The organism is Ectobacillus sp. OTK (genome assembly GCF_059698935.1).
In genome coordinates this window covers 707867-730159 of record NZ_AP048547.1, presented here as the reverse complement: position 1 = coordinate 730159, position 22293 = coordinate 707867, and the positions used below count along the sequence as shown (strand labels likewise).

16 protein-coding genes and 1 pseudogene are annotated in these 22293 nt (G+C 41.3%); 8 read left to right on the top strand and 9 right to left on the bottom strand.

Features of this window, described 5'->3' with window-relative positions:
* Positions 1-56: 56 nt before the first annotated feature.
* Together helD and AC6HZ4_RS03700 are read right to left on the bottom strand one after the other, a co-directional pair.
* Positions 57-2378 carry an RNA polymerase recycling motor HelD gene (helD, locus tag AC6HZ4_RS03705; RefSeq protein WP_497493696.1) on the bottom strand — a complete coding sequence of 774 codons (2322 nt, stop codon included), beginning with the start codon at positions 2376-2378 and terminating at the stop codon, positions 57-59.
* Between the two features lie 153 nt (positions 2379-2531).
* Positions 2532-3413 carry a metal-dependent hydrolase gene (locus tag AC6HZ4_RS03700; RefSeq protein ID WP_497493695.1) on the bottom strand — a complete coding sequence of 294 codons (882 nt, stop codon included), beginning with the start codon at positions 3411-3413 and terminating at the stop codon, positions 2532-2534.
* Between the two features lie 549 nt (positions 3414-3962).
* Here AC6HZ4_RS03700 and AC6HZ4_RS03695 point away from each other — a divergent pair.
* Entirely contained in the window at positions 3963-4496 is a 534-nt protein-coding gene (locus tag AC6HZ4_RS03695; RefSeq protein WP_497493694.1) for a DoxX family membrane protein, read from the top strand.
* A gap of 271 nt (positions 4497-4767) precedes the next feature.
* Here the strand turns inward: AC6HZ4_RS03695 and AC6HZ4_RS03690 are convergent, their stop codons facing one another.
* A complete protein-coding gene (locus AC6HZ4_RS03690; protein ID WP_497493693.1) occupies positions 4768-5880 on the bottom strand; it encodes a nitric oxide synthase oxygenase in 1113 nt (370 codons plus the stop codon).
* 262 nt (positions 5881-6142) lie between these two features.
* On the opposite strand from AC6HZ4_RS03690, the gene AC6HZ4_RS03685 reads away from it, so the two are divergent.
* Both AC6HZ4_RS03685 and ytvI read left to right on the top strand, forming a co-directional pair.
* Entirely contained in the window at positions 6143-7414 is a 1272-nt protein-coding gene (locus tag AC6HZ4_RS03685; protein WP_497493692.1) for an ATP-binding protein, read from the top strand.
* Positions 7415-7956: 542 nt separating this feature from the next.
* Positions 7957-8988 (top strand): sporulation integral membrane protein YtvI, encoded by a 1032-nt coding sequence (gene ytvI / locus AC6HZ4_RS03680; RefSeq protein WP_497493691.1) that lies wholly within the window; start codon positions 7957-7959, stop codon positions 8986-8988.
* A gap of 359 nt (positions 8989-9347) precedes the next feature.
* On the opposite strand, the gene AC6HZ4_RS03675 is transcribed toward ytvI, so the two are convergent.
* Together AC6HZ4_RS03675 and AC6HZ4_RS03670 are read right to left on the bottom strand one after the other, a co-directional pair.
* A complete protein-coding gene (locus AC6HZ4_RS03675; protein ID WP_497493690.1) occupies positions 9348-10331 on the bottom strand; it encodes a LacI family DNA-binding transcriptional regulator in 984 nt (327 codons plus the stop codon).
* A 221-nt stretch (positions 10332-10552) separates the two neighbouring features.
* Positions 10553-10810: a hypothetical protein gene (locus AC6HZ4_RS03670; RefSeq protein ID WP_497495587.1), complete on the bottom strand. Its 258-nt coding sequence runs from the start codon at positions 10808-10810 to the stop codon at positions 10553-10555.
* A 554-nt stretch (positions 10811-11364) separates the two neighbouring features.
* On the opposite strand from AC6HZ4_RS03670, the gene AC6HZ4_RS03665 reads away from it, so the two are divergent.
* The 3 genes and pseudogenes from AC6HZ4_RS03665 to AC6HZ4_RS03655 all read left to right on the top strand — a co-directional run.
* Positions 11365-12675 carry a CitMHS family transporter gene (locus AC6HZ4_RS03665; RefSeq protein WP_497493689.1) on the top strand — a complete coding sequence of 437 codons (1311 nt, stop codon included), beginning with the start codon at positions 11365-11367 and terminating at the stop codon, positions 12673-12675.
* 116 nt (positions 12676-12791) lie between these two features.
* A complete protein-coding gene (locus AC6HZ4_RS03660; protein ID WP_497493688.1) occupies positions 12792-13913 on the top strand; it encodes an AbrB family transcriptional regulator in 1122 nt (373 codons plus the stop codon).
* 597 nt (positions 13914-14510) lie between these two features.
* A pseudogene (locus AC6HZ4_RS03655) lies at positions 14511-14714 on the top strand (Lrp/AsnC ligand binding domain-containing protein); the annotation flags it as partial.
* Positions 14715-14894: 180 nt separating this feature from the next.
* Here AC6HZ4_RS03655 and AC6HZ4_RS03650 read toward each other — a convergent pair.
* From AC6HZ4_RS03650 to AC6HZ4_RS03640, 3 genes are all read right to left on the bottom strand, one after another.
* Entirely contained in the window at positions 14895-15818 is a 924-nt protein-coding gene (locus AC6HZ4_RS03650; protein ID WP_497493687.1) for an ROK family protein, read from the bottom strand.
* Between the two features lie 304 nt (positions 15819-16122).
* A complete protein-coding gene (locus tag AC6HZ4_RS03645) occupies positions 16123-17085 on the bottom strand; it encodes a 2-hydroxyacid dehydrogenase (protein ID WP_497493686.1) in 963 nt (320 codons plus the stop codon).
* Positions 17086-17229: 144 nt separating this feature from the next.
* Positions 17230-18615, bottom strand: a complete 1386-nt coding sequence (locus tag AC6HZ4_RS03640; RefSeq protein ID WP_497493685.1) for a glycoside hydrolase family 1 protein — start codon at positions 18613-18615, stop codon at positions 17230-17232.
* Positions 18616-18803: 188 nt separating this feature from the next.
* On the opposite strand from AC6HZ4_RS03640, the gene manA reads away from it, so the two are divergent.
* Both manA and AC6HZ4_RS03630 read left to right on the top strand, forming a co-directional pair.
* A complete protein-coding gene (gene manA / locus AC6HZ4_RS03635; RefSeq protein WP_497493684.1) occupies positions 18804-19751 on the top strand; it encodes a mannose-6-phosphate isomerase, class I in 948 nt (315 codons plus the stop codon).
* 15 nt (positions 19752-19766) lie between these two features.
* On the top strand, positions 19767-20666 hold the full coding sequence (locus AC6HZ4_RS03630) for an ROK family protein (RefSeq protein WP_497493683.1): 900 nt from the start codon (positions 19767-19769) through the stop codon (positions 20664-20666).
* A gap of 93 nt (positions 20667-20759) precedes the next feature.
* Here AC6HZ4_RS03630 and AC6HZ4_RS03625 read toward each other — a convergent pair whose 3' ends face one another.
* Positions 20760-22286 carry a tripartite tricarboxylate transporter permease gene (locus AC6HZ4_RS03625; RefSeq protein ID WP_497493682.1) on the bottom strand — a complete coding sequence of 509 codons (1527 nt, stop codon included), beginning with the start codon at positions 22284-22286 and terminating at the stop codon, positions 20760-20762.
* Positions 22287-22293 lie beyond the last annotated feature (7 nt).

Genomic DNA, 22293 nt, shown 5'->3' with positions numbered 1-22293 from the left:
CTAAGTAAGAGGAAACAAATGAAAGGTGACAGAAGGAGAGAATATCTCTCCTTCTGTCACCTTTCTCCTTGTTGTTCATCCGCTATTTCTCCAAGCGTTTCCGTAAATAAATCTTTATTTATACCGGCAAGCAGCACATCCTCTGCTGCCTTCGCACATACATACAGCTGATGAAGGGGCCTTGTCATCCCTACATATAAAAGCTGCGTATCCAGCTCCTCCCTGCTATACGTTTCCGAATGGGAGACGATCGCAACAAAATCAAATTCTAGTCCCTTCGCAACATGAATGGGAATAATCGAAACAACAGCTGTGTCAAGCTCGCGCTGCTCCGTCATCAGTTCAACAGATAAGGAGCTATACGCTTCAAATATACGGGCAAGATACTCACATTCTGTTTTCGTTTTCCCAAGCAACGCAAATGATTTTAGTTTATCAGCTTTCGCCCGCAAAATGGCTCGTTCCAAAGCAGCTGCCATCTGCTTTTCATCTTTATACAGGACAAATACAGGAGCACCTCCGTGACGAACAACCGGGATCGCTAAAGGTACCTTTATCTCGCAGCTGCTGCTTAATACCGCATTCGCTAGGTTCATAATCTCGATTGTTGTCCGATAACTTCTCTCGAGCGTTAAATAGTTCGCTGTTGGAAATAGCTGCTCTACAACATTTCCCCAGTTCTTCACTCCTCGGTAGCCATGAATGCCCTGCGATAAATCTCCCAATATGGTAAACAGCTCAGTTTTGCACATTTTTTTCAGCGCATACAACTCAAACATTGTATAATCCTGTGCTTCATCGATTACAATGCTTTTTGTTTTCACCTCTTGCTTCGGACCATATAAATAATGCTGTAAATAAAGCAGCGCAGCTGCATCCTCCGCCCTATATTGCCGTTTCCACTTGAGACGAGAGGAGGCAATTGCGTTTATAAGCGTACCCGGCAAACGCTCATCATAGGCTCGCAGCAGTTCTTCGTTTGTAAGCAGCTCGTGATAGTAATCAAATACATCTCTCTTTGGAAATTGCTTAATATAATGGTTCACAGCCGTCCGGCACCCTTTTTTAAAATCCGCCATCAACGTTTCCTTCTTTTCCATCAGACGCGTCACAGTCTCTTTCCGCTTCATGTCATCCTGAATCGCAAGTGCACGGCCTAGCTTAATCTCGTAATTTTCGAGAATCCTCTTCTCCCATTCCGCCTTTTTCGTTCTTACATAGTTTATTAATACAATTTTCAATTTTTGAATTCGTTTATATGTTGGCAAATACTTATATTCGTGAAGAAATAGCTTTTGAATTCGTTCGTGCTTCATCACTACAATATTTCCAATTTTAAAGTCTCCCTCAGGCACCATGCTGCGCTCGATATCCTTTGCATAGCGGTGAACCATACGCGCAAAACGAAGCGATCCCTTAAAGGCGATCACCTTTGCCCGCTCCTGCTGCTTCTCGCCCTCCCCGCCTTGCAGCAAAAAGACAAGGTCCTCTTCCATTCGGGAAAATCGCAGCTTTGGATCAATGCATTGTACTACAAACTCCAAAAACGTCGTTTGTCTCACCTGGTCAACCCCAAGCTCTGGCAGCACTTCGGAAATATACGTAAGAAACAGCTTGCTTGGAGCCAAAATCATGATGGACTGTGGAGAAAAGTAAGCGGCATGCTTGTAAATAAAATAAGCAATCCGATGCAGGGCAATCGTTGTTTTTCCGCTTCCAGCCACCCCCTGTACAATGAGCGGCTTATACAAGTCGGCACGAATAACCTTGTTTTGTTCGTCCTGAATGGTTGACACGATATCGGTCAATCTATTTTGTGCGCTTCCTGACAAAGCCTGCTGCAGCAGCTCATCATGCGTCGTAATGTCAATATCACGAATCTCTTCCAGTTCCCCATCCTCAATGATATATTGGCGCTTTAGAGAAACATTGCCAGTAACAATCTCATCTCCGACTTCATATGTCACATCACCGAGCCGGCTGTCGTAATACACATTTGCGACAGGGGAGCGCCAATCTACGATAATATCCTTTTGCGACTCCTTATCATAAAGCGAGGCCTTTCCGATATATAGCTTCTCGTGCTGTTCCTGATCGCTCTCCTGAAAATCAATTCGCGCAAAATACGGCTTATGCCGCACGCGCTCCAGCTGCCGATGCTCCCGTTCCGTCATTTCTAAAAACTGCACATTCGTAAGCAAGTTGGAATAGCCGAGCGAGCTGTCAAGTACATTCAAATCTGCATACGCTTCCCATATATGCTCCCGGTAATGCTGTTCACTCTCCCTTGCCTGCTCAAGCAAAAAGCGAATATACGTCTTCGTAAATTCCAACCGTTCCTGTTCAAAACGATAATCCGGATGCTGTTTTGCTGACATATACGGCTCCTTTCCTCATCTCTACACAAGAAAAGGCAAGTTCATTGTAAGCATAGGGAACTTGCCTTTTCTGTTAGAGTATTTTGCTCTTTTACATAAAATAACATTATACAGATTTTTAACCAAAAAGGAAAAAATCATAAACTTCTCCTTCTATCGACTTACCTTTCCATTTTTTTCGAGATACTCAAACAAAAAGGATTGACCATTGCGATAAAAACGCGGGTCATAGACGCCAAGCCTGTCTTCATTATCTACCACAACAACAAATGGTGCCCATTTATACAAAGTTTTAGCTGTCGGCATCTCCTTAAACAGTCTATTTAAGTCTGCATTTTCTTGTGAGACAAGCTTATACTGCAACCGCGGCTCACTGAAAATGCTGTCATTCATAATTTCTACTACATTTCCCCTTTTCCCAATCACAGAAAAATGCCCAGGTAGAAAGCTTGCCGAAAGAGTAAGCTGATCATACTTCGATTCATAAGCTTGATACAGTGCATAGCCCTGCGCAGATTGAAGAAAAAAATGTAAGCCTATACAAGCAAATGCCCATCTATATACAAGGTGTGACGAAAAACGATATCTTCGTGTAACGAGAAAAGCAACGAGTAACATTAACCAAATGATAAAATCAATAATAGGAATTGTACCAAATGTAATTCTTACTTGCGAAAACGGCTCTAAATACCCGGTTCCCCATGCATTGAATAAATCGCTTGTATCGTGAATAAAAACAGCTAGCACAGCAAGCCAAAAGATACGTATCCCCCGCACTCCAAACAATACGCGACTTATAAAGTAAAACAACAGCGCCCAAATCGGAATCAAAAAGATAGAATGGGTAATACCGCGGTGCCACATCTGATACATCCCCTCTGTATCCCACAGCTGCGAAATCACATCAATATCCGGAATTTGGCTTCCTCCTACTGCTGTTACAAGGAGGGCGCGTTTCATCGGCCTCGGCATTTCTTCTTTTTTAATCGTCCCATAAAGCGCTAAGCCAAACAAAGTATGTGTAATGCTATCCATTTTCTTCACCTCCCCTTATTCTTATATCAGGTGTACATGCGGCAGATAGTTTCTTAATCATATACACTTCTTTATATTCATGAAGCCCCTTTTGTGCTTTCGTAAAAATAGTCCCCATATCTGAAACATCGTCGAAAAATAAATTACCCGTTTTTTTCTAAAAAACAAAGGCAGAAAATGAAATACAAATTATTTGTTTTAAAGAAACATGGAGATGCAAATTAAAAGAATAACCACGGTCATAACTTAATCCATGTGAAAATTTAAATATTGATTTTTTTAGTTTAACACAAAATGATTATTACAAGGACCTCTTGAGCTGAAAAGTCCTTTAGTTCTAGCTGCAATACATCGGCAGATTTTAGTTCTGGGTACCAGAGGATATAAAACTAGTTTCGGCAGCATATGAACAAACATTGCTCTTCACCATTTGTTCATTTTCTTTTGAACTATTTGTGAAAAACATCACAAATACAGTATTTTTAACAAATTTTTAAGTATACTTACAGTGTAGTCATTACTAATTCATTTGAAAGGAAGCGAACTTTTATGTTTATGAAATTTATTAGGGAAAATCGCATTGCGGCAGCTCTTTTAACTGTTCTTCGTTTATATTTAGGATACTCTTGGTTCACAGCAGGACTAGGAAAATTACAAAGCGGCCAATTTGACGTATCTGGTTTTCTAGCTGGAGCTGCGGCAAAACCTGTTGCCGGTCCAGATGACGTTGTCTATGGATGGTATGTATCTTTTCTTAAAAACTTCGCGATTCCAAATGCAGATGTATTTAATGTTATAATCCCAGCGGGTGAAACTCTTGTAGGCCTTGGATTATTACTTGGCTGCTTAACAACAGCGGCAGCATTCTTTGGTCTTGTTATGAACTTTAGCTTCTTGCTTGCAGGAACTGTTTCTCACAATCCAACTGATATTCTATTTGGAGGAATCCTTTTAGCAGCGGGGCTCAATGCCGGTGTATTTGGTTTAGACCGCTGGGTCATCCCGTTTATTCGCAAAACTGTTTTGAAACAAAACGATAGCATAAAAAAATCCAAAAACATTAACGTAAAACCTGCGGTCTAGACTTTTTAGTTTAGATACTAATCAAAAACTATTAAAAATGCTGCACCTTTTAGATTGCGAAAACGGCAAGGAGTTCTTCTCCCTGCCGTTTTCTTTATGCATAAATACATTTATACATCTTGATACGTTAAACTCAAAATCTCCCATCATAGTATAAAAACTTGCTACGGAGTTACCAATCACGCGCTCCGAATTTTTACACCTTGAATAATTAGACCTTTCGTTGTAAATAAGCTTTCTTAATATAAAAAATGCTCCTGCGTCCATACACTCAAAGCTGTCCTGCACTATAGGGCTTATCCTGATAAAAATAATTCGGCTTAACAATTGTATTTTTATAATTCTGATGATAAATATGAGTTGTCGCAGGTGAAACAGGCGGAATAAGCCACATCCAGCTTCCGGTTACGTCCCGGCCGCTCACTTGTTCTTGATTTTCAAACTGCTTAAATTGCTGAGCGGCTGTATGATGGTCTACAATACTTACTCCAGCTCCCTTAAAGGAATGTAACACAGCAATATTCAATTCAATTAAGGCTTTATCCTTCCACAGCGTTGCATTTCTGCTCATATCCAATTTCATCCTCTCTGCAATGCGCGGAAGCATATGATAACGGCTTGTATCTGCCAGGTTACGTGCACCAATTTCCGTTTCCATATACCAGCCGTTAAACGGAGCCGCTGTATAATGAATCCCCCCGATTTCGAGCCTCATATCGGAAATAATCGGGACAGCGTACCATTTCAATTGAAACTCCTCAAACCAAGCAAAATCCGGGTGGGAAATAGGCACCTCAAGAACAGATTCACTCGGAATTTCTAACCATTTGGGCTGCCCGCCGTCCACCTGTACAACAAGCGGCAATAGATCAAAGCTTGTCCCTTCTCCCCGCCAGCCGAGCTTTTCGCATTCCTTCGTAAATAACAAGGAAGCAGAATCTCCGATGACCCCATGCTCTGTCTCATATCCAGCATAACGAAGCAGCTGATGATTCCAGATTCTAATCTCGTTCTCTTCATCCCTTTTCTGCTTAAAAATTGTAATAGCCGGCCTGATTTTTCCTCTATTTGTCGCAAACTCAATATGCCGCAGCAGCGCTTCATGTACCTCTTCGGCAGTTTGCACTCCTCTCGCATCAAACACATGAAGCATGCCCCAAAATAATCGTCCAATGCAGCGGTTACTATTCCGCCAGGCCATACGAGCTCCGTGCTCTAATTCCTCAAATGTATGCTCATATGTTCCATTTTTTTCAATAGCCTGTTGAATTCCCGACAGACGCTGCTTGATGGCATCTTCACTTTTCCCTAACTCTTGGTAGCATCTTCTAATAAAGTCTTCCGCTTCTTGCAATATCCCTTCTTTTTCCACTGCATTGTTCACCCTTTTTCACCCTTAACTTCTTATATCTCTAAAATATTTTATACAATTCATTATGCCGTTTTATCCTTTAATTATAAAAGAGAAAAGAAAAATCACAAAATACACTTTTATCTCTTTTGCTGCATTTTTTTATCATTTTAGGACTCGGTAATAATTTCACTAAATATATATTTAATTACATTATTAATTCCCAACGGAACTAAAATATTATATCTTTATACTAAAGGGGAAATTCTAAAACTAAGAGAAGGCGAGGTGCAAAATGTTTAAGGAGCTGCTATTAAATACACTTATTATTATTATGCCAGTATTTGTGTACCAGCTTTTGCGCTTAGAACGGTATAGGGGCACCATCTCGATGTCTCAATGGCTGCTCGGGATCATTTGCGGACTGTCTTCTATTTTATGCATGATGTTCCCCGTTGTACAAGGCTCTTCCTTCCTTTGGGATTTGCGCTGGGTGCCCTTTGTAATCTCGATTCTATACGGTGGATACAAGGGGGGAATCATTGCAGGAATACTTTTAATTATGTATCGAGTATATATAGGACTAAACTTAGCAGCTTTCATAACAATGATTGTGATCCTTCTCTTGTTTTCCTTGCTGCTGCCAATCAGTAAATCCTTTACAGCATTAAGCTTTCGAAAAAAAATTTTTTTAAGTATCCTTCTTTTAACATGCATGTATTCCCTTGTCATGCTTTCTTTTTGGTATTACTTTTATACTACCGATAATCTTTCTTTTTTCTTTCAGCAAGGACCGAGATTTTTTGTATTTTCAGCTCTTTGCAACATTGGGGCTGGCGTTTGCAACATTATTCTATTTGAACGCATCTATGAGAATGAAAGAATTCAGCAGGAGTTTTCAAAAGCGGAAAAGCTAAATATGATTAGCGAGTTAGCAGCTTCTATCGCTCATGAAGTACGCAATCCACTGACGGTTGTGAGGGGTTTTATTCAACTGACGAAGGAGAATGTGGACAAGCAGCACAAATATTTCATGGAAACAGCCATATCAGAGCTGGATCGTGCTGAAGGAATTATTACCGATTACTTAAATTTCGCCAAGCCGAAGTCCATTCATAAAGAACGATTACATATTTCCCAAGAGCTGCAGGCATTATTAGAATTCGTTCAATCTTACGCCAACCTCAAGGGAGTAAAGCTCGAATCACAAATTGAAAGCGACCTATATATATCGGGAGATCCGCTGCAGTTCAAGCAAATAATCCTAAATCTTGTAAAAAATGCTATTGAAGCTACTGAAAAGCAAGGTTCAGTTTTAATAAAGGCATATGAGCAAAAAAACGCGGTGCTTATCCAAGTTGCAGATACAGGAGAAGGAATGCGGCCCGAGCAGCTGCAAAAATTAGGAAAGCCGTACTATTCAACGAAGGAAAAAGGAACGGGTCTTGGATTAATGGTGACATTTCGATTGGTAGAGGAATTCAAAGGCCGCCTACGTTTTGAAAGCGAATATGGAAAGGGTACAACAGCTACACTTAAATTCCCCTGCGAATCATCTGTTAAATGAATATGATGGTGGAAAGCAGACATCAAAAAAGGATACACTGGGCTTATTTCAGATTACCTTGTGTCCTTTTCTTTTGGCTGTTTTCGCATAGATTGTTGCTTTTGCATCTGGCCGGCAGCACGTTACAGCACTGTGAGAAGAGGTGAGAAATTAGAAAGGAGAGGTTGATTGCAAGAGGCGAATAGCCTCTTTCTTGTATCGAAACACGTTCTGTTTATTTCTGCAGCAACAATTGTTTAGAAAAGAGCCTTTCTTTTTTACATCCCCATTACTTTATATGCTGCCCGCCTACCGTATTTACCATGATTGGGGCGATTTGACAAAGTCTTGCATATAAAGCTGCTCCGCCTTCTGTATCACTCAAGTCGATCTCATCAAAAGCTTCCTTAGGATCCTCACAAATCTATAAAAATCAGTTCATACTCTGTATAGCACTAATTTTTACGTATGATCTATATGGAAAACAGCATACAAAGTCTCCAAAAGCCTGTAAAATAGAAGGAGCAGAACTACTTTTACGTTTTCATCAAGGAGGTTTTTGTATGTGGAAAAAACGACTGTTCGTCGGCCTCGTGCTGCTTGCTGTTATATTGCTCGTACCCTATAGCATACCAATTGTATTTGCATTAGTAACCGCATTTGTTCTGGAAGGGGGAATTAGACGGCTTCAGCAGCGTCTAAATCTTAAGCGTCTATACGCTGTGCTCATCGTCTTCCTATCCTACTTGGCTTCTTTAATGGCAGTTGCCGCTTTTATGGTCAACACCATTTTTAAGCAGCTTGTTGCCTTATCACAGAAAGCGCCCGCCTTCGTACAAGAATTATACGGTACAACTATTTTACCGATTATTGATAAATGGCGACAGTATTCAGAAACACTGCCGAATGGAGTTATGTTTTCAATTGAACGAACCTTAGAAAATAGCGTAAATTCCTTAGATATGCTCGCAAGAAATATTGCACAAAGTCTGATCAGCTTTGTAACTATCATTCCTGCATTTATGCTTGAATTTCTTGTGTACTTCATTGCCTTGTTTCTCATTAGCTTAGAGCTTCCTCTTTTAAAGGAAAAGGCATCCGCTTATTTGACGAAGGAAACAAAGCATAAGCTGTATTTGATCGCAAATCAGCTCGGAAATGCCGGCATTGGCTTTCTTGTAGCGCAAATCGTGTTGAGTTTAGTGACCTTTATCATGGCATATACAGGCTTATGGCTGCTTGATATCTCATATACCGCCTTGCTTGCCTTGCTTATCGTGATCGTTGATATCCTGCCGATTTTAGGAACCGGCTCAGTGCTCGTCCCATGGGCGGTGATTGCCATCATGCAGGACAATCAATCTCTTGGTATCGGACTACTCATTCTCTTTGCTGTTATTACAATTGTACGAAGAATTATCGAACCGAAAATCTACTCTACAAGCATGGGCATTTCTCCGCTTGCAGCGATTATCAGCATGTATGTCGGCTTTAAGCTGCTCGGCTTTGTTGGGCTGTTTCTCGGCCCGACTCTCATTATTATCTATGATGCTTTGAAAAAGTCAGGCATTATTCAAGTTAAATTTAAAATCTAGCTCCCATAAACGAATGAAAGGCAACAAATTAAAATACTAATTTGTTGCCTTTCATTCATTCTGCACGCCAAAAGCCTTGAGTATTTGCACGCTCTATCCAAGGCTTCCCTATAATTGATTGCACTATCGTATCAGCTCTTCACTTCTTTGTTCCTCTTGGATTAGTGCAGCCTCACATTCCCGTTTTACCGCATGAAGGGATGCTGCGCAAACAACGGATTTCTTTACTCCGGTTCCGAAAGCAAATAAGAAATAGACCGGTTATAAAAGCCATAAAATGCAAGTAACGCTCTGAAAGAGGAACCGGTTCTTGAACGGAACAACAAGAGGATGGCTTCAACTCGAAAATAAACTATGTTTTATTGTTTATCAACACTTTCTCTCTCAATGATTTTATATCTAGACACCATTACTTTTTCAATCGACTCTTCATTGACTAGCTTCATCATGCTTTGAGCCGCTAACTGCCCAGCCTCTTTATAATAAAACTTTGCGGTTGTTAAGCTTGGATGAATAATTTCAGTCACTTCATAGCCGCCAAAGCCTGTAATCGATAGATCATTAGGAACATGCAAGCCTTTCATGTAAGCTGCCTTTAATACACCAAGTGCAATATTATCTGTTGCACAAACAAATATAGAGGGCTTATACTCATCCATAATGCGGCAGGCTGCTTCGAGCGCGTCTTTAATAGCAAAGCCTGTCTCGCAATATTTAACCTCGCAACCCCCAGCCTCCTGCACAGCTTGCCGAAAGCCCTCCTTCCTTCTAACCCCAACTGCAATATCCTTCTCTGTTACACCTAAAAACACAATTTTCCGGTGACCCATAGAAAGAACATATTTTCCCATATTGTAAGCAGCGCCGTAATCGTCATGAACAAGACTATAAGCACCGTCATATTGCTGCCCTACAAGCAGCACCGGTATGTCTACCTTATGAAATGCCTCTAAATGTCCAGGTGTAATTTGCGTCGCCAGCAAAATAATGCCTGCAACCTTCTGTCTCTCTAAGCTGTAAATATTTTCAATTTCCCGTTCTAAATCTTGATTGGAGTTTGAAATCAACATTTGGCAATGATATTCTCTGAGCTTTTCATCAATACCAATCAGCGTTTGAGACGCGGCATATGAATCTAAACGCGGCACAATCGTCCCAATAATATTTGTTTTCTTTGCCTTTAAGCTTTGGGCGAACGTATTTGGAACATATCCAGTCTCTTTGATGACACTTTCAATTTTCCTTTTAGTCGCCTCACTGACAGAACCGCCGTTTAAATAACGAGACACTGTGCTCTTCGCTACTCCCGTTATTTGTGCGATATCTGAAATTGTTTTGGCCATACTTCCATCTCCATACTCTTGTACATATGTTTGTAATTATACACGAATAGAGGAGCGGAATGAAGTCCCTGACACAAGAGAAAGGGACTTCTTCCAAGAGACTTTTTATTGTCCAACTGCATCGTCATATTCCCTTCCGTAAAATAAACCTTCATGATACAAAGGCAAAAAGCGCCTTTGATGGTGTACTACGGAAGCAACCCCAGACGATTCCGCTGTTCTTAGTCACATCCAGTAATCTTCAGATCATCCTCTACCTTGCATAGCACTGTATTCGTATCTACTTCTTCTCCAGGCTCCACATCTATAGAAGCCACGCTGCCGCTAACTCCTACTGCAACCTCCTCTGTCTTTCCATCCTCCGTGCGGATCGTGAGGAGCTTCTCCCATTCGTATATATAAGACTCTTCGTTGACGAAAACCTTCTCTACTTTGCCGCAGCAAGGGCTATATACTGTTTCTACCGTGCTGCAAGGAATGGATACTTGCCCTGCCGTTACCTGATGTAAATCAGGCCTCTTCTGCAGGCTTTCTTCATGCGGATGATACACGTTTTCCATCAATGCTCCCATTTTTCAATCCCCATCCTTTTCATTGTAAATGTTAGCTTCATCAACAACCACTCGCTTCCCTCTTTGCTGTCCCGTATCCCTTTACAAAAAGCGGATATAACGAATCGTTAGGACGACAATTGGAAGAAGGGCTATTTCATAGGTTTTTCCATTGAAGAAAATAAAATACTCTTCTCATTCGCCCACATTTTATAACAGCGCTTTCTTTTAGTAACTATTGTTGTGATAAGCTGTATTGATTGCTTTAAAAGAATTATGTTTATTTTGTTTACGAATCCCTACGTAATTCCCGGGAAAACGGTGAACAAAATGATCAAAATAAATAGAATACTTTTAATAGAGTTATTTTTCTAATTATTTACCCAGTTCTTTATCATGCCTTATTATCACCTTAATGATGTTGTTATTTACAGTTCCTAGTATTTTGAAAGCGTAATCAACAAAGGGGAAGGGGTTACAATATGTTAGCTGTGTTGGGATTTGCAATGATTTTCGTGTTTATGTTTTTAATTATGACAAGACGAATGTCAGCACTTATTGCCTTAATGCTTATACCCGTGCTATTCGCCTTAGTCGGAGGCTTTTCCTCCAATCTAGGTCCGATGATGCTAGAAGGAGTAAAAAATCTGGCTCCTACTGGAATTATGCTGACGTTTGCTATTTTGTACTTTGGAATTATGATCGATAGCGGCTTGTTCGATCCAGTTATTTCTAAGTTATTAAAAATAGTAAAAGGAGATCCGCTGAAAATTGTAATTGGGACTGCTCTCCTAGCTCTGCTTGTTTCATTAGACGGTGATGGAACAACAACCTATATGATCACTATTTCGGCCATGCTTCCTCTTTATACATATCTTGGCATGAGCCCGCTCATCCTGGCAGGAGTTGTTATGCTTAGCAGCGGTGTTATGAATATTACCCCGTGGGGCGGTCCAACTGCTCGTGTAATGAGCGCACTCAGCTTAGATGCTTCTGAAGTATTTACACCGCTTATTCCAGCGATGATCGGCGGCGCAGCTTGGGTCATTTTCGCCGCGTACATCCTAGGAAAGAAGGAACGCAACAGATTAGGAGTTATACAATTGGATAGCTTTGCACTAGGGAACTCTCCTGTTAATGAATTAGCGGTTGCAGCAGTGGAGTCCTTACACTACAAACGTCCGAAACTATTGCTTGTAAACTTCGTACTAACTGCTGTTCTGATGGTTTGTCTCATTAAAGAAGTGATGCCGCTTCCTGTTCTCTTCATGATCGCATTTGCAATCGCTGTTATGATTAACTATCCAAATTTAGAACAACAAAAGGAGCGAATTGCCTCCCATGCAGGCAATGTACTAGCAGTTGTTTCGCTCGTATTTGCAGCAGGTATTTTTACAGGAATTTTATCTGGAACAAAGATGGTAGATGCAATGGCTAATAGCCTGGTTGCCTTAATTCCAGATGCACTTGGACCGCATCTTCCGATCATTACAGCACTCGCCAGCATGCCATTCACCTTCTTTATGTCAAATGATGCATTTTATTTCGGTGTTCTTCCTATTCTTACTAAGGCCGCTGCAAGTTACGGAATCAGCGCTGCGGAAATGGGACGTGCTTCCCTAATCGGACAGCCTGTTCACCTGCTTAGCCCGCTTGTAGCATCCACTTACTTATTAGTCGGTATGGCAAAGGTAGATTTCGGTGATCATCAAAGATTTACATTAAAATGGGCAATAGGAACCTCAATCTTTATGCTTCTTGTTGCGATTATTACAGGAGTTATTCCTCTCTAATACCATTACGATTTGTAAGACTGTATTCTAGAATGAATGAGCCCCTTGCCTTATAAGGGGTTTTTTCATTTCAGCGATAAGATACACTATATGAATAAAGAAAGTGAGGACTGATCATGAAAAGGAATCCACTTATCATGCAAGCAGGTTTCATTATTGTAAGCGGTATGGGTGGGTATCTATTATCTCTTACCGGGATGTCAATCGGCTGGATGATTGGAACACTTATAACAGCAGGCTCTCTTTCCTATTGGAGACCGCGCTTTCTCATTCCAAATACATCGACAAAAGGGATCCATGCCTACTGGGGCTATATCGGACAATACATATTAGGAATTGAGCTTGGACAAAAAGTAAATGCAACAGTGCTTCATACATTTCAAAACCACTGGATTGTGATTATCATTATGCTTATTTTATCAACTATATTCGCATTGCTTTCAGGCCTTATTTTGCTTCGCTTCACAAAAGAAAGCTTAATGACGAGCTTCCTTAGTGCCACACCTGGCGGCCTGTCTGCTATGCCTGGCATAGCGGATGAGCTCGGTGCCAATACAGCCACGGTCAGTATTGTACAAACCACGCGGGTATTTCTTGTCGTCTGCACAATCCCGCTATTTTCTTTTTACTTAAGTTCTGACAATATCGCAGAAAGGACAGCTCAAAATGTATTTGTGACTCATTTGAGCCCTACTTCTTTGATTTGGACGCAAGCCTTACTTATTGCGGCATGGGTTGGCTATCGTGCAGGAAAGCTGCTGAAGCTGCCCGCACCTTGGCTTGTCGGAGGAATGCTTGGCGTAGCCGCATTCCAAACATGTATAGGGCTATACACCGGAGAAAATGCTGCTGCATGGTGGCCGCATGAGGGAATCATTCTCGCACAAATTTTACTAGGTGCAAGTGTCGGATCACGTCTTAACAAAAGGATGTTTAGAGGGGCTGTGCGAACTTGCATTGTCGGTTTATTTAGCTCAATCAGTCTCGTTTGTACAACTATGCTATGCGCATTTCTCATCTCAAGATGGACCAATATTTCATTTGTAACAGCTACCTTAGCGCTTGCGCCAGGCGGTATTGCTGAAATGGCAACAACCTCGCTCACCCTGCATGCAGATGCTGCATTTGTCGTAGCTGTCCAGGTTCTTCGGGTTATTCTTATCCTTAGCTTCCTGCCTAGCTTTTTTCAATTACTCAATAGGCAGGTGACAAAACGAACGATTAGAAAGACAGGGTAATTAGTTTATAAGGTGAAGTAATATGCATTTTCGGGTTCAAATGAAGAATGACATCCGTCGCATCGTGCTTACGTATCGCTTGGTTTAGCGTGTCTAGAGAGAGGCGTACATTTCCATAATCGTACGGTTTGTGTAACCTGCTTCCTTCATTTCAATTGCTTTCCACTTGATCCCTGCTGGGTAATGTACTCTTGTGACCAAAACAAAAGCACCTCCGCTTGATTCATCTTTTTAGTATGCGAATCAAGGAGGTGTTTTTTTTCATGTCCTACTATTAGGATTCACTTCAAAAATGACTGAAGGTCTTTTATGTTCACATAATCAACAAAAGCGGAAGTTAATGTTTTTTATTGTAAGTTATGTTAAACAATAACATTAATAATCCCCCAAAAAGAAAAGGAGCATGTTTTTGTGGTCCTTTTTTATATTTCTTGTTCAACTAAAACACCCATTAGCTCAGTAGGTTTATCAGCTTTGAAAGTTTTGATTGGCAAGTCCATTGCTCTTTGCAGTCACTTTTATTTTAAAGTACGAAAATAAATAACAACCTGTTCCCACAATTGCACTACCTATTCCTTGTGCCCAAGTCATTCGTTCACCCTGCCAGAAGTTTTAGAATGCCATTGCCTAACGGGAGAATATGATTATCTTCTAAAAGCAGCAAATAAAGACCGCAGGGAATTAGAGAGTTTTGTTAGAAGGTTAAATAGGCTTGGGATTACACGAATCCAAACTAGCTTAGCACTAAGGGAAATTAAATATTCCACAGTTTTACCTATCTGGGAAGACAAGAACCTGTAGCTTCTTAACTTATACAAAACCCTGATACAAAAACACATATAGGTTGAGGAAAGTGTGTGATATTAATTATTGGACTAAAACTAAAAAAGGGCCTAGCCCATAAACAATGGGCTAGACCCCAAGCTTGCCAATACAGCAGAAGTACCTTCTATACACGAAAACTGTACATGTTGATTATAATTAAACCTGCTTCAGTTCGGTATTCTTGCCCGTCGCTTTTAAATGATGAAATAATGCTCCAATCAAATTCGCTCTATTGTCAAACTGACAAGCTTCCACTTCAATATGCAAGTCTGAAATATCATCCTTCAGTAAGGCTAATTCCCGATTAATTCCATCAATGACTTCCTTTCGCTTACTGATGCCCCCGCCAATTAAAATTTTCTCAGGATCTACAATATACTTCACATTATAAATACCTACCGCTAATTTTTTGTATAATCCATTGATGCAAGCACGTGCTTCAGCGTCTCCTTGTTCAGCAAGTTCAAATACCTTTTTCCCATCAAAGCTGCCAACTTTCGCTCCCTTTTTATGCTCCACCTCACCAACCAGTGCACGCGTGGAGGCAATACCGCTCCAGGTCGTTTGTAAAGGATTGCTGCTCAATGGATCACCGATTATCATATAGCCGAATTCTCCGCCATGCAGCGTTGCTCCCCTTAGTATATTTTGATTGATCACGATGCTGCCGCCGATACCAGAGCCTATCACAACGCAAGCATAATAGTTCACCTGCTTTGCTGCCCCCATCCATCCTTCCGCTAACGCCGCACAGTTCGCATCGTTTTCAACGGTTGCATATAAACCCGTTTTTTCTTCGATTAGCCTTGTTATATGAATATCATGAATATAAGGAATGGCACTTGTTCCGCCGATAAAACCGGTAGCCGGATTCACCGCTCCTGGCGAGCTTAATGCAATCCCCCTCAAGTCGTAAGTTTTTTGGTACTTCTCTGTTTGATCTGATATTTTCCCTAATAACGTATGAAGCGCATCCTTTGGAGTAGGAAACTCCCCGCTCTCTATTATGCTTGCTTTCTCGTCCAGCACAGCATATTTCACAGCCGTTCCGCCAATATCGAATACCATGTAATGCTCCATATTTACTCCCCCAATTGTACCTTGCCGAATCGCTGCGGCATCTTCTGCTGTTTGGATAGGATCCTAATCTTTTCAGCTAAGACCCGCTATTATAGCCTATGCTTTTCTTCTTCGGGTAACGGCCTCTCATCCCTTTACCAATCCTCTTATCTAAAATTGAAATATGTTTTGGAATAACAATGGATTACCATTATTAAACTTACAGTGGTAGGTATCAAAGCATCTCTGATACTCTTCATATTTCTAAATTAGTCCGCAGAATACAAATAGATTCGTATAGTGAGCAGCACTTCGGAAATACAGTTTACACTACTACATGCTTTGGAGTTTGATTCCTTATAGCTAAAATCAGATTTTCTGCTGCCAGCTCTGCCATTTTCAGTCTTGTTTTAACACTTGCACTACCAATATGAGGAATAGCCACAACATTTGGCAAAGCGAGAAGCGGGTGGTCTAACGGCACAGGTTCTTGTTCAAACACATCAAGTCCAGCAGCCCAAATAACTCCATTTTTTAAAGCATCATATAGAGCAGTTTCATTTACAATTCCGCCGCGTGCAGTATTAATTAAAATAGAGGTATTTTTCATGAGTGATAATTCTCGTTCACCAATCAGATTTTTTGTTTCAGGCGTATATGGTGTCATGATACAAACAAAGTCTGCTTCTTGCAGCAAATCATCCATTTCTGTATATTGCAAGCCTAATGCTTCTTCTGCAATTGGCTTGCGGCTGCGATTATAATAGAGAATATTCATATCAAATCCCTTTGCTCTTCTTGCCAGCGCTTCACCGATTCTTCCCATTCCAATAATTCCAAGGGTAGCTCCATATATATCTTGCCCTGCGAGCTGCATAGGAGACCATGTTTCCCATTTCCCGTTTCTTAGATACTCTGTTGACTCCACTAATCTGCGAGCTGTCGACATCAGCAAAGCAAATGTTAAATCAGCAGTCGTCTCAGTCAGAACTCCTGGGGTATTGGTCACCCTAATTCCCTTTTCCTTGGCAGCTTCAATATCAATATTGTTATAGCCTACAGCCATATTACTGATTACTTTCAAAGCATTTGCTTTATCGAGTAATGCCTGATCAATCGATTCCGTTAATAAACAAAAAAGCCCATCAACATTTGCAATCTCTTTTTCCAGCACTTCACGCGGCACAGGTTTTTCTTCCTCTTGCCACATTCGCACTTCACATACTTCCTCAATTTTAGAAACAATTGCATTCGGAATTTTTCTCGTAATATATACCTTTGGTTTCAATGTGAACACTCCTTTACTTGATGATTTATGTAGCATCTTTAATGATAGTATCATAGTATCTTAAAGAAGAAGGCTTTAGCATAATAGATTACATGCTAAAGCCTTTTAGGGCAGGTATAATGAAGCTAATCTAGAAGCTTTTTCTTAGAATCCATTATGCTCGATTACACCCTTAAACCAAATGGCACTTTTCTTGGCCGTTCTTTTGAAGTTGTTCTTCAAATCAACGGATACGAAGCCATAACGGTTCTTATAAGCGTTTGTCCAAGACCAATTATCCATGAAAGTCCAAAGATGATATCCTTTCACGTTACTTCCTTCCTCAATTGCTTTATGAAGCCATTTTAAATGTTCACCGATGAATTCAATGCGATAATCATCCTGAATTATGCCGTCTTGCATGAAGCGCTCTTCTCCCTCTACTCCCATACCGTTTTCAGAGATAAAGCATTCAATATTGCCATAATTCTCTTTCACATTGATAAGAATATCGTAGATTCCTTTTTCGTAAATCTCCCAGCCGCGGTACACATTCATTTTTCGTCCCGGCATAACATAATTATCGAATAAATGCTCTGGCATAAACGGTGCATCCGGATGAGGCATGTATTCCTTTGCTTTTACGCGGCGAGGCTGGTAATAGTTAATCCCTAGAAGGTCAATTGTATATTTCTTAATAATCTCTTTATCCCCTTCTTCCATTTGCGGGAGAAAATTGCGTTCCTTTAGGATTTCCACTAACTCTGCTGGAAACTCTCCTTTAATGGATGGATCCAGGAAAGAGCGATTGAAGATGGCGTCTGCGAGCTGGGAAGCTTTCAGGTCCGCTGGATTTTGACTTCTTGGATAAGATGGTGTCAGGTTTAGGATAATTCCGATCTTGCCATCTTGCCCGCTTTCTCTATAAGCTTTAACAGCCAATGCACTAGATAGGATTGTATGATATGCAACCTGCACCGCTCTTTTGAAATCTACTACATTCGGATAATGGAAATCGTATAAGTATCCACCTTCCACAGGTACAATCGGTTCATTATGTGTGAACCATTTCTTCACACGATCTCCAAACAAGAGAAAACACATTTTTGCATATTCCGCATACGCTTTGACAACTTCCCGGCTTTCCCATCCCCCAACTTGCTGCATCGCCAAGGGCATATCAAAATGGAACAAATTGACGAACGGTTCAATTTTATACTCAAGCATCTTGTTGATAACTCTATTGTAGAAATCTACTGCTTCCGGATTTACTTCTCCCCTGCCCTCTGGAATCAGGCGTGACCAGGAAATCGAAACACGAAACGAATTGTGGCCAAGGCTATGCATCAACTCCAAATCTTGTTCATACATGTGATAAAAGTTGGATGTATCCGCAGGCCCCACTCCGTTATGAAAACGATTTGGTTCCAACTCATACCAATAGTCCCAAATATTCTTTCCTTTTCCGAACTTCTCTGCAGCTCCTTCCATTTGAGTCGCTGAAGAAGATGCTCCCCACCAAAACTGTTCAGGAAATTTGTATTGTACCATTTGATCCACCTTATCCTTTCATGAGTTGTAAACCTCATCTAAGTAAAACTTTACAATTATGTATATTTTGTAACTGCTTACAAAAAAAGTATATAAAAAACATTCTTGAAAGTATATACTTTTATATTATATATCTATATCTTATTAGTTTAAAAGTTTATATAATTTTAGAAAGGAATCGACAGCCTATGGGAGAACCTTTATTTCTATCACCTGCTTTTCAAGAAAGAATTTGGGGAGGAACAGCACTTCAGAACCGTTTTGGATACAGTGTCCCTTCTGAACGAACAGGGGAATGCTGGGCTATCTCTGCTCACCCGAACGGACCAAGCAAGATTGCTTCAGGACCATTATGCGGGATGACCTTACATGACGTGTGGAATCAATATCCAGAGCTGTTTGGATCCCCTAATATACATGAATTCCCATTGCTTATTAAGATTTTAGATGCCAATGATGATTTATCCGTTCAAGTTCATCCAGATGATGAGTATGCGAGGATGCATGAGAACGGCTCCTTCGGCAAAACAGAATGCTGGTACATTTTGGATTGCACTGAGGATGCAAGACTGATTTTCGGACATACAGCCCAAACAAAAGAAGAGTTGAAGCGGCTCATTGAAACAAATAATTGGAATTCGTTGTTAACAGAGGTCTCTATCAAGCCGGGAGATTTTTTCTTTGTACCGAGCGGAACCGTTCATGCGCTTGGAAAAGGAACACTCGTACTTGAAGTGCAGCAAAGCTCCGATGTGACGTATCGACTATATGATTATGACCGCACGGACAAGGATGGAAACAAACGGGAGCTTCACTTGGATAAAGCCATGGAGGTAATAAGCGTTCCATGCCGTGCGCCCCGCTATGAAACAACAACTGTAAGGCAAGACACACATACGCTGACGACCTTAGTTAAAAGCCCTTACTTCTCGGTCTATAAAGTAAATATTAATGCTTCCTTTTTCCATAAATTCAAGGATACCTATCTGCTTATAAATGTATTAAGCGGCGCCGGAAGCATCAAAGCGGAGGGGAAACATTATGACATAAAGGCCGGAGATCATCTCCTTCTCCCTTACGGCTTTGGAAGCTTTACTGTGGAAGGAAACACTGAAATCATTATCTCTCATCCATAGAATGGAGGAACGAATATGTCATATACAATTGGAATTGATCTTGGCGGAACAAATGTAAGAGCAGCACTTGTTGATGAAACGGGAAATATCTATATCGAGATAATAGAGGCAACAGAAGCAGAAAAGGGCCCTGAGCATGTTATTAACAAAATAAAATCGATGATTTATAGTTTACTAGAGGAAGAGTCGGCAAGCGCCATCGGTATCGGATCCCCGGGACCGCTTGATCCAAAAAACGGCATTATCCTAAGTCCGCCGAATCTGCCGGGCTGGGATGCTATTCCTCTTACAAAAGAAATCCAAAATGAGTTTCAGCTTCCCGTCTTTTTGGACAATGACGCCAATGCGGCAGCGCTCGCAGAGGCTATGCTCGGAGCAGGAAAAGGATATGAGGGTGTTTTTTATATTACCGTCAGCACTGGAGTGGGAGGCGGTTATGTTCTCAAGAATCAAGTTGTACAAGGATCCAAAGGATATGCGGGAGAAATCGGAAACATGATTATCCTTCCAAACGGACCTTCCCATCCTTCTTTAAATGCAGGATGCTTGGAGGTACTCGCAAGCGGTACAGCTATCGCACAACGCGGAAAGAGCCTCTTGGGCATTCAAGGCGACGCAGGTGATGTATTCAAGCTAATGCAGGAAGGAAACAGTGCAGCCAAAAGCATTATAGAGGAGACAATAAACTATTTAGCTATTGGAATCGCCAACATTATTCATACAATGAATCCAGATGTCATTGTACTTGGCGGCGGAGTTATGAAATCGCAGGAAATTGTTCTCCCGCTACTAGAGGCCAACGTTAAATCATACGTATACCCGCAGCTAACTGAATTTGTTACGTTGCTTCCTGCTTCCCTCGGTACAAAAGCAGGTGTGATTGGGGCAGCTTTGCTGCCGCGAAGCATGTCCTAGCTAATGTAAAAGGTCTTCCCGCCTGTCATACGGGAAGACCTTTTAGCCTGTTGAAAAATAGCCTAGTGAGTTCTCTAAATCTGTTATATAGCTCTAGGCCTCTTCATTAATAATCACGCTGCGCCCTCTCATTTTTAGAATAAGCGGGATGACCATCCATAAAGCCGCAATTAACAAAAAGACAAGCGAGACAGGCTTTTGCAGGAAAATCATATAGTCACCGTTTGACGTCGTAAGTGCTCTGCGCATATTATTTTCAATCATCGGGCCTAGCACAAGGCCTAGAACGAGCGGAGCAACCGGAAAATCATTCTTTGTAAGATAGTACCCTGCAACCCCGCATGCAATAAGCAGCATTAAATCAAATATTGTAAATTGTACCGCGTACACTCCGAAAATAGAAATGGCAATAATAAGCGGCAGCAAATACTTTACCGGTGTTTCAATAATTTTCGCAAATACCTTAACAAGCGGCATGTTCAAAACTAGCAGCATGATATTTCCGATAAACATGCTGGCAATCAGCCCCCAGGCTACCTGCGGATGGTCGCTGAAAAGCAATGGACCTGGCTGAATATTATACATAATTAAAGCTCCCATTAGGATGGCCGTTGTTCCAGACCCTGGAATTCCAAGTGTTAAAAGCGGGATCATCGCTCCGCCTGACGCCCCGTTATTTGCAGATTCCGGAGCTGCCACACCCTCTATCGCTCCTTGTCCAAATTTGCTAGGGTTTTTGCTCAGTTTCTTCTCAGCAATATAGGAAAAAAATGAAGCTAGCGTTGCTCCCGCGCCCGGTAAAATACCGATAAAAAACCCAAGTAAAGATCCTCGAATAATAGGTCCGGAGCTTCTTTTCATATCCTCTCGCGTCGGAAGAATTCTTCCAATCTTCGCAATGTCTCCGCCTTCTTCGTCCTTTTCCAGGATAGTCTTAAATACCTCCCCAAGCGCAAACAGTCCAACCGCAATTGTCAAAAACTCCAAGCCCGAATACAAAACAGGAATATCGTACGTAAAGCGCGCCACACCAGAGACATTATCCATACCAATTGTAGCAAGCAGCAAACCGAAAACTGTCATGATCAGCGCCTTCGTCATTGATTTTCCAGCAAGCCCGCTCACTGCGCAAAGGCCTAAAATCATAAGAGAAAAGTATTCAGCCGGACCAAATGAAATGGCAACCGCTGATAAAGGCTTAGCAAGCAATACAAGACCAATAAGTGAGACAAGGCCCGCAACGAACGAGCCGATTGCCGCAATCGATAATGCTGCACCAGCACGTCCTTGCCTCGCCATCTGATATCCATCAAGTGCTGTCACAACCGAAGAGGATTCACCCGGTGTATTCAGCAAAATAGAGGTTGTCGATCCCCCGTACATCGCTCCATAATAAACACCCGCCAGCAAAATAATAGAACTTGCTGCCGCCGCTTCCGGCTCAAGTCCTGATGTTAGCGTTGCTGTTACAGGAATCAGCAGCGCCACACCGCTCATTGGACCAATACCAGGCAGCACCCCCACTGCTGTCCCGATTAATACCCCCACGAACGCGAATAAAAGATTATGCCACTGCATCGCTTCTGCAAAACCATTAGCTAAAAATTGCATTGTTTCCATATTTACA

Excerpts from the sequence above, each read along its gene's own strand:
- AC6HZ4_RS03700 (WP_497493695.1), bottom strand. The coding sequence starts at position 3,413 with ATGGATAGCATTACACATACTTTGTTTGGCTTAGCGCTTTATGGGACG.
- helD (WP_497493696.1), bottom strand. The coding sequence starts at position 2,378 with ATGTCAGCAAAACAGCATCCGGATTATCGTTTTGAACAGGAACGGTTG.
- AC6HZ4_RS03695 (WP_497493694.1), top strand. The coding sequence starts at position 3,963 with ATGTTTATGAAATTTATTAGGGAAAATCGCATTGCGGCAGCTCTTTTA.
- AC6HZ4_RS03660 (WP_497493688.1), top strand. The coding sequence starts at position 12,792 with ATGAAAAGGAATCCACTTATCATGCAAGCAGGTTTCATTATTGTAAGC.
- AC6HZ4_RS03630 (WP_497493683.1), top strand. The coding sequence starts at position 19,767 with ATGTCATATACAATTGGAATTGATCTTGGCGGAACAAATGTAAGAGCA.
- AC6HZ4_RS03665 (WP_497493689.1), top strand. The coding sequence starts at position 11,365 with ATGTTAGCTGTGTTGGGATTTGCAATGATTTTCGTGTTTATGTTTTTA.
- AC6HZ4_RS03675 (WP_497493690.1), bottom strand. The coding sequence starts at position 10,331 with ATGGCCAAAACAATTTCAGATATCGCACAAATAACGGGAGTAGCGAAG.
- AC6HZ4_RS03650 (WP_497493687.1), bottom strand. The coding sequence starts at position 15,818 with ATGGAGCATTACATGGTATTCGATATTGGCGGAACGGCTGTGAAATAT.
- manA (WP_497493684.1), top strand. The coding sequence starts at position 18,804 with ATGGGAGAACCTTTATTTCTATCACCTGCTTTTCAAGAAAGAATTTGG.
- AC6HZ4_RS03640 (WP_497493685.1), bottom strand. The coding sequence starts at position 18,615 with ATGGTACAATACAAATTTCCTGAACAGTTTTGGTGGGGAGCATCTTCT.
- AC6HZ4_RS03685 (WP_497493692.1), top strand. The coding sequence starts at position 6,143 with ATGTTTAAGGAGCTGCTATTAAATACACTTATTATTATTATGCCAGTA.
- ytvI (WP_497493691.1), top strand. The coding sequence starts at position 7,957 with ATGTGGAAAAAACGACTGTTCGTCGGCCTCGTGCTGCTTGCTGTTATA.
- AC6HZ4_RS03625 (WP_497493682.1), bottom strand. The coding sequence starts at position 22,286 with ATGGAAACAATGCAATTTTTAGCTAATGGTTTTGCAGAAGCGATGCAG.